Origin of the sequence: Mycolicibacter sinensis (assembly GCF_001667375.1) — a bacterium.
Taxonomy (GTDB): Bacteria; Actinomycetota; Actinomycetes; order Mycobacteriales; family Mycobacteriaceae; genus Mycobacterium; species Mycobacterium sinense_A.
The window spans coordinates 24,171-31,696 of record NZ_LZIN01000104.1 but is presented as its reverse complement, the minus strand read 5'-3'; the positions used below and the strand labels follow the sequence as shown (position 1 = coordinate 31,696).

Below are 7,526 nucleotides of genomic sequence, written 5' to 3'. Positions count from 1 at the left end.
ACATAAACCCCCCCTTTCGGGGCGCCTGCGCCATTTGTTTAAAACCCCCCGTCGGGCCCGCCCCCACCCGGCGGCGCGACCCGGGTCGCGGCCGTCGACGGGATCGCCGATGGCGCGGCACGCCCGGGCGGCAGCGATTGGCTGGGCCGGGGCGGTCGCCGGCCCGAGCGCACCGCGGCGACCGCATCGGCGAACGGGCCACCGCTGCGGTAGCGCACCCCGGGGTTCTTGGCCAGCGTGATCTCGATGAGCTCCCGGACGTTGGGCGGCAGCTCGGCCGGCAGCGGCGGGGGCGGCTCTTTGATGTGCTTCATGGCGACGGTCAGCGCGCCGTCACCGGTGAACGGACGGCGCCCGGACAGCACTTCGTAGCCGACCACGCCCAGGGAGTAGACATCGCTGGCGGCGGTGGCGTCCTGGCCCAGGGCCTGCTCGGGGGCGATGTACTGGGCGGTGCCCATCACCATGCCGGTCTGGGTGACCGGTGCGGCGTCGACGGCTTTGGCGATACCGAAGTCGGTGATCTTCACCTGGCCGGTGGGCGTGATCATGATGTTGCCCGGTTTGACGTCGCGGTGCACCAGCCCGGTGCTGTGCGCCACCTGCAGCGCCCGGCCGGTCTGTTCCAGCATGTCCAGGGCGTGCCGCAGCGACAGCCGCCCGGTCCGTTTGAGCACGGAATTCAGCGGCTCGCCGTTGACCAGCTCCATGACCAGGAAGGCGGTGCGGCCCTCGCCGTCAAGCTCGGTCTCGCCGTAGTCGTGCACGCTGGCGATGCCCGGGTGGTTGAGCATGGCGGTGTTGCGCGCCTCGGCGCGGAACCGTTCGATGAACTCCGGGTCGGAAGAGAACTCGGGTTTGAGCACCTTGACCGCGACCCGGCGACCCAGCCGGTTGTCGACGGCCTCCCACACCTGACCCATGCCGCCGGTGGCGATGAGCCGCTGCAACCGGTAGCGCCCGGCCAGCGCCGCTCCGACCTGCGGACTCATGATCGCCCCTGAAGTGCTGCTTCGATGACGGCGCGGCCGATCGGTGCCGCCAGCGCGCCGCCGGTCGCGGCCAAACGGTCGCCACCGTCCTCCACCACGACGGCGACGGCCACCTTCGGGGCGCTGGCCGGGGCGAAGGCGATGTACCACGCGTGCGGCGGAGTGTTCCGCGGATCGGGACCGTGCTCAGCGGTGCCCGTCTTCGACGCGATCTGTACGCCCGGGATGGCCCCCTGCTGCTGGGTCACTTTTTCGGCGTCGATCATCAGTTCCGTTAGCTTAGCCGCGACCTGCGAGGACACTGCACGGCGTAGTTCGCGCGGTTGCGTCGTCGCGATGCCGGCCAGATCCGGCCCCTCCAGCCCTTCCACCAGGTAGGGCTGCATCGTCAGCCCGCCGTTGGCGATGCTTGCGGCGATCACCGCGTTCTTCAGCGGCGTCACCGCGACATCCTTCTGTCCGATGCTGGTCATTCCCAGTGCGGCGGCGTCTCGGATCGGGCCGACGGTGGACTCGGCGACCTGCAGCGGGATGGCTTCGGGCGTGATGTCGATGCCGAAGCCCTGGGCGGCAGTGCGCAGCGCCTCGGCGCCGGTGCGGAGACCGAGCTGGACGAAGGCGGTGTTGCAGGATCGGGCGAACGCCACCCGCAGCGAGACGGTCGCCACGTTGCCTTCGCAGTTGTTGCCACCGAAGTTCTCCAGCTTGACGGTGCTGTCGGGCAGCGCGATGCGTGCCGCGTTGGTCAGCTGTTCGTTCTCGCTGACGCCGGACTGCAGGGCGGCCGCGGTGGTGATCACCTTGAACGTCGAGCCCGGCGGATAGGTCTCACTGATGGCGCGGTTGGTCAGCGGCGAACTGGGGTCGTCGCGCAGCCGCTGCCAGGCCCGGCCCTGCTGCACCGAATCGTGCGAGGACAACTGGTTGGGGTCATACGAGGGCGCCGACACCAGCGCCAGGACTTTGCCGGTGGACGGCTCCAGGGCCACCACCGCACCGCGGCAGCCACCGGAACAGCCGTTGCGCATCGCCTCCCAGCCGGCCTGCTGCACCCGCGGGCGGATGGTCGTCTCCACGGTGCCGCCGCGGGGACTGCGGCCGGTGAAGAAGTCGGCCAGCCGCAGCCCGAACAGCCGCGGGTCCGAGCCATTGAGCACGGTGTCCTCGGCGCGCTCCAGGCCGCTGCTGGAGTAGCGCAGCGAGTAGAACCCGGTGACCGGCGCATAGACCGCGGGGTCGGGGTAGATGCGCTGGTACTTGATCCAATCGTCGGTGGCCACCGAGTAGGCCAGCAGTTGGCCGGAGGCGGTGATCTGGCCGCGCTGGCGGGAGTATTCGTCGAGCAGCACCCGCTGATTGCGGGGGTCGGCGCGCAGCCCGTCGGCAGCGAAGACCTGGGTCAGCGTGGCGTTACCCAATAGCAGCACGATCAGCGCCATCAGGGTCATCGTGACGCGGCGCAGTGAGGTGTTCATACGCGCTCGATCACCGCCGTGCCGGTATCGCCGATCCCGGCGGTGCGCTGCGGCCGGGTGCTCAGCGGGCGGCGGGCGGCATGTGAGACGCGCAGCAGGATCGCCAGCAGCACATAGTTGGCCAGCAGCGACGACCCGCCGTAGGACAGCCACGGCGTGGTGAGCCCGGTCAGCGGAATCAGCTTCGTGACGCCGCCGACCACGATGAACAGCTGGATGCCCAGGGTGGCCGCCAGGCCGGCCGCCAGCAGCTTGCCGAAACTGTCGCGAACCGCGATCGCGGTCCGCATGCCGCGCACGATCACGATCGTGTAGAGGATCAGCACGCCGGCCAGCCCGACCAGACCCAGTTCCTCGCCGAACGCGGCGATGATGAAGTCCGTCGACGCCGCGGGCACGTAGCCGGGCTGACCGTTGCCCAGCCCGGTGCCGAAGATGCCGCCGGTGGCGAAACTGAACAGCGACTGCACCATCTGGTAGCCGGCCCCCTCGGGGTCGGCGAACGGGTCCAGCCAGGTCTGCACCCGCACCCGGACGTGGCTGAACATGAAGTACGCGGCGATGCTGCCGGCGGCGAACAGCAGCATTCCGATCACCATCCAGCTGAATCGGCGGGTGGCCAGGTACACCATCACCAAAAACGACGCGTACAGCAGCAGCGACGTGCCCAGGTCCTTCTCGAACGCCATCACGCCGACCGAGATCACCCAGGCGGCCAGCAGCGGCGCCAGGTCGCGCGGGCGGGGCAGGTTCATCCCCAGCACGTGTTTGCCGGCGCTGGTGAACAGCTGGCGTTTGGAGACCAGGACCGCGGCGAAGAAGATCAGCAGCAGGATCTTGGAGAACTCGGCGGGCTGAATTGAGAAGCCGGGCAAGCGGATCCAGATCTTGGCGCCCTGTCGCTCCGACAGCGAGGCCGGCAACAGGCCGGGGATCACCAGCAACACCAGGCCCGCCAGCCCGCAGACGTAACCGCTGCCGGCGAGCTGACGGTGGTCCTTGAGCAGCTCGAGGACCAGGGCGAAGACGATCACGCCGACCAGCGTCCACAGCATCTGGGAGGTGGCGCCCGGTCGGGTGCCGGCGCCGTCGAGCACAGCGCCCAGATCGATGCGGTGGATCATCACCAGCCCGAGGCCGTTGAGCAGAGCCACCACCGGCAGCAGCAGGGGGTCGGCGTACCGCGCCGCGCGCCGGATGACCAGGTGCGCGAAGAGGAACAGCACCAGAAACGCCGTCCCGTAGCCGAGCAGGTCCCAGCGCAAGCCCTTCTCGTGGCCGGCCTCGACGATCAGCATCGCCACCGCGATGATCATGGTCGCGAAGCACAGCAGCAGGAGTTCGGCGTTGCGTCGATCGGGCAGCGCCGGGGTCAGCGCCACCGGCGGCTGCGGCGCTGTGGTCATGACGCCGCCCGGCAGTCGGTTCCCGGTTCGGGCGGGGCCGGTGGCAGGTTGGTCAGCGTGGGCAGGTGCGGCACCCCGGGCCGCGGGCCGGACGGGGCCGGGCCGGGATCCGGGGCGCGCGAGGGCGTCGCACCGCTGCCGTCGGCCTTCCCGCCGGTGCTCCGTGCCGGGCACGGCGGCAGCAGTGAGTCACGGGCCAGGTTGCGCAGTTGGGTGATCGCGTCGTCAAGGGTGCCGGCGGGCAGGCCGTTGCTGACCTGCTGACGTGCCGGCAGCCGCAGATCCTGCAACGTCATCAGCCGGCAGGCCAGCTTGTCGCCGGACTGGCTGAAGCTGATCTGTACCAGGTCGCCGCGATTGTCAAGGCAGCCGAGCAGGTAGGGCTCCTGCAGCGGCAGACGCAGGAACGAACCCTGCACGCCGCGCATGATCGCCACCGTGTCGCCGTAGGCGGCGACGTAATAGTTGGTGCGCACGATCGCCCGTCCGATCAGCAGCGCGGCGGCCAGCAGGGCCAGCAGCAGCACCGCGATGATGATCTTGCGGCGCCGGGACCGGGGCGGTGCGGTCAGGGTTTCGATCCGCGGCAGCACCCTTTTGGCGACGGTCTTGCGCGGGGAGATCGCCGAGGCCCGTCCGGCGGCGGTGTTCAGGACGGTGGTGTGGTCGTCGTCGCTGTCGGAGACCGCCCCGGCCAGGATCGGCTGGGTCTGGCCGTAGTCGACATCGACGACGTCGGCCACCACCACGGTCACGTTGTCCGGTCCCCCGCCGCGCAGCGCCAATTCGATCAGCCGCAGTGCGCTGTCGTTGACGTCGGGGATCTCCAGCGCCTCGTGGATGGTCTCGGTGCTCACCGGGTCGCTCAAGCCGTCGGAGCACAGCAGGTAGCGGTCGCCGACCTGCGCCTCGCGCATGATCAGCGTCGGCTCCACCTCGTGCCCGGTCAGCGCCCGCATGATCAAGGACCGCTGCGGATGACTGTGCGCCTCCTCCAAGGTGATCCGACCTTCGTCGACCAGGGTCTGAACGAAGGTGTCGTCCTTGGTGATCTGGCTCAGTTCGCCGTCGCGCAGCAGGTAGCCGCGCGAGTCGCCGATGTGGGCCAATCCCAGCCGGGGCGGGGCGAACAGGACCGCAGTCAGCGTGGTGCCCATGCCCTCGAGTTCGGGATGCTCCTCGACGTAGGCCGCGATCGCCGAATTGCCTTCCCGCACAGCGGATTCCAGCTTCGCCAGCAGGTCGCCACCAGGCTCGTCGTCGTCGAGGTGGGCCAGCGCGGCGATCACCAGCTGGGAGGCGACTTCGCCGGCCGCGTGCCCGCCCATACCGTCGGCCCGCGCCAGCCGGCGCGGGCCGGCGTAGACGGAGTCCTCGTTGTTGGAGCGCACCAGGCCGCGGTCACTGCGGGCGGCATACCGCAGAACCAGGCTCACCGCCGGAGCTCGATCGCGGTCTTGCCGATGCGTATCGGCGTTGCTAGGGGCACCCGTACCGCTGTGGTCACCTTCACCCTGTCAAGGTAGGTGCCGTTGGTCGAGCCGAGGTCTTCGACATACCATTCGGACCCTCGTTGAGATAGTCGGGCGTGTCGGGTGGACGCGTAATCGTCGGTGAGCACCAGGGTCGAATCGTCGGCTCGCCCGATCAGTACCGGCTGATCACTGAGGGCGATGCGGGCCCCGGTCAGCGGTCCCTCGGTCACCACCAGGTGGCGTGCCCCGGTGCGCGGCTGCCGGGAAGGCAGCAGCACGCCCCGGATCGACAAGCCGCGGCGCACCATCACCGCCCCGGTCGGCGCATAGATGTCGGTCCGCAGTATCCGCAGCACCGACCAGATGAACAGCCACAGCAACGTCAAAAAACCGGCGCGCGTCAGCTGCAGCACGAGTCCCTGCATCCGGCGTCCTCTCCGTCCTTGTGCCGTCCATGTCGTGCTCACGGCGGAGCACTTCGGCAAGGTCACGATACTTGGACGTGGGTGGCCGTAGGGCAAAGCGGGAGGGCTTCGCTGCTAGCCGGCGGCGCGGGCTCCGTTCCTCCCTAGTGAACCCGGACGATGATCTCGGAGTGCCCGAGCCGGATCACGTCGCCGTCGGCCAGCTGCCATTCCTGGACGGGGGCGTTGTTCACCGTGGTGCCGTTGGTGGAGTTCAGGTCGGACAGGAGAGCCACCCGGCCGTCCCAGCGAATCTCGAGGTGACGTCGCGACACCCCGGTGTCCGGCAGCCGGAACTGGGCGTCCTGGCCGCGGCCCACCACGTTGGTGCCCTCGTGCAGCTGGTAGGTCCGCCCGCTGCCGTCGTCGAGCTGCAAGGTGACAGAGGCCGGAGCCGAGTAGGCGCGCTGGCCGTAGCCGCCGCCCGGAGCGTCATAGCCGCCGGCGGCCGGCGGCTGGCCGTAGTCATATCCGCCTGGGCCACCCTGGGCGTCGCCGTAGCCGCCTTGCTGGCCGTAGTCATAGCCGGCCGGGGCGCCCTGCGATTCGCCGTAGCGGTAGTCGGGCTGGCCGTAGTCGGGCTGGCCGTGGTCCTGCTGCCCGTAGTCCTGCCGGCCGTAGTCCTGCCGGCCGTAGGAGGGCGCACCCTGGTCGTAGCCGCCCTGGTCGGGGTAGGAGGGGCGCTGCTCGGGCTGGGCCTCGGGGTAGGCCCCGTGCTGGGAATAGTCGTCGGGGCGGGCCGGGGGGCGCTCGTAGTCGCCGTAACCGGGCTGGCCGCCGCCGCCCGGATACGCCGGTGCCGGCGGAGGCTGCTGCTGCGGGTAGCCCTGGTCATAACCGGAGGGCGCGCCATACCCGCCCGGCGGGCGCTGCTCGTAGGACTGCGGGTAGCCGCCCTGGCTGCCGGGATAACCGCCCTGGTCCGGGTAGCCGCCCTGCTCGGGGTAGCCGCCCTGCTCGGGGTAGCCGCCCTGCTCGGGGTAGCCGCCCTGCTCGGGCCGACGTGGCGGAGCATAACCGCCCTGGCCGCCCGGGCCCTCGGGGTAGCCGCCGCCGCGCTGGTCCTGCTGGTAGGGCTCAGGCTCCGGGGCGTAGTGGCCACGAGGATCCTGACCGCCCCGAGCGTCGTCGGCCGGGCGGCCGTAGCGCGCGTCGTAATAGTCGTCGCCGGGACGGTCCTGTTGCCCGTGGGCGCCGCGGTAGCTCGGATTATCGGTCATCGGTGGCACTCCTGATTCTGCGGTAAACGCATGATCTGATTCTGGCGGGCGGGATTCACTGACCGTGTGGTGGGGGCGGGCGTCCGGATTGACAGCTCCCCGCGTGCGGACCTGACCGGTACGCAGACTCGGTGACTGCTCAAACCGGACAACCACATCACCATACGTTTGCCACCCCTGTTCGCCGATATACCCCGCTAAATGCCGGGCGAAGGCCTTCGACGTCAAATCCTGGTCGGCGCCCACATTGTCGTAGTCGTCCCCACCGAGGGTAATGACGTATTCGTTGGCTGCCAAAAGTTGGTTTCCCGCCAACGCCCGCACCCCCGCGGCGGCCTCCCGTCGCAGCGCGGCCTCGACCTCCTCGGGGACAACCTCCCCGCCGAAGACCCTGGCCATCGCATCCTCCACGGCGGATTCGAGTCGGCGCTCGATGCGCTGAACCAGCCCGCGCTGGCTGTCCATCCCCTGCCGCCTCACTCGCCGCCGTCAAT

General features: G+C 69.8%; 5 protein-coding genes and 1 pseudogene. All 6 read right to left on the bottom strand.

Annotated elements, in window-relative coordinates:
* Positions 1 to 59 precede the first annotated feature (59 nt).
* A pseudogene (locus A5771_RS20700) lies at positions 60 to 992 on the bottom strand (serine/threonine-protein kinase); the annotation flags it as partial.
* Positions 989 to 2,467 (bottom strand): D,D-transpeptidase PbpA, encoded by a 1,479-nt coding sequence (gene pbpA / locus A5771_RS20695; protein WP_064857071.1) that lies wholly within the window; start codon positions 2,465 to 2,467, stop codon positions 989 to 991. The gene pbpA and the pseudogene A5771_RS20700, both read right to left, overlap by 4 nt.
* Entirely contained in the window at positions 2,464 to 3,873 is a 1,410-nt protein-coding gene (locus tag A5771_RS20690) for an FtsW/RodA/SpoVE family cell cycle protein (RefSeq protein ID WP_064857070.1), read from the bottom strand. The genes pbpA and A5771_RS20690 overlap by 4 nt, the downstream gene beginning before the upstream one ends.
* The gene (locus A5771_RS20685; protein WP_064857069.1) at positions 3,870 to 5,309 is read right to left on the bottom strand and encodes a PP2C family protein-serine/threonine phosphatase; all 1,440 of its coding nucleotides are present in this window, start codon (positions 5,307 to 5,309) and stop codon (positions 3,870 to 3,872) included. The genes A5771_RS20690 and A5771_RS20685 overlap by 4 nt, the downstream gene beginning before the upstream one ends.
* On the bottom strand, positions 5,306 to 5,773 hold the full coding sequence (locus tag A5771_RS20680; RefSeq protein WP_064857068.1) for an FHA domain-containing protein FhaB/FipA: 468 nt from the start codon (positions 5,771 to 5,773) through the stop codon (positions 5,306 to 5,308). Before A5771_RS20680 ends, A5771_RS20685 begins: the two co-directional genes overlap by 4 nt.
* Before the next feature lie 143 nt (positions 5,774 to 5,916).
* The gene (locus A5771_RS20675; RefSeq protein ID WP_064857067.1) at positions 5,917 to 7,497 is read right to left on the bottom strand and encodes an FhaA domain-containing protein; all 1,581 of its coding nucleotides are present in this window, start codon (positions 7,495 to 7,497) and stop codon (positions 5,917 to 5,919) included.
* Positions 7,498 to 7,526: the final 29 nt, after the last annotated feature.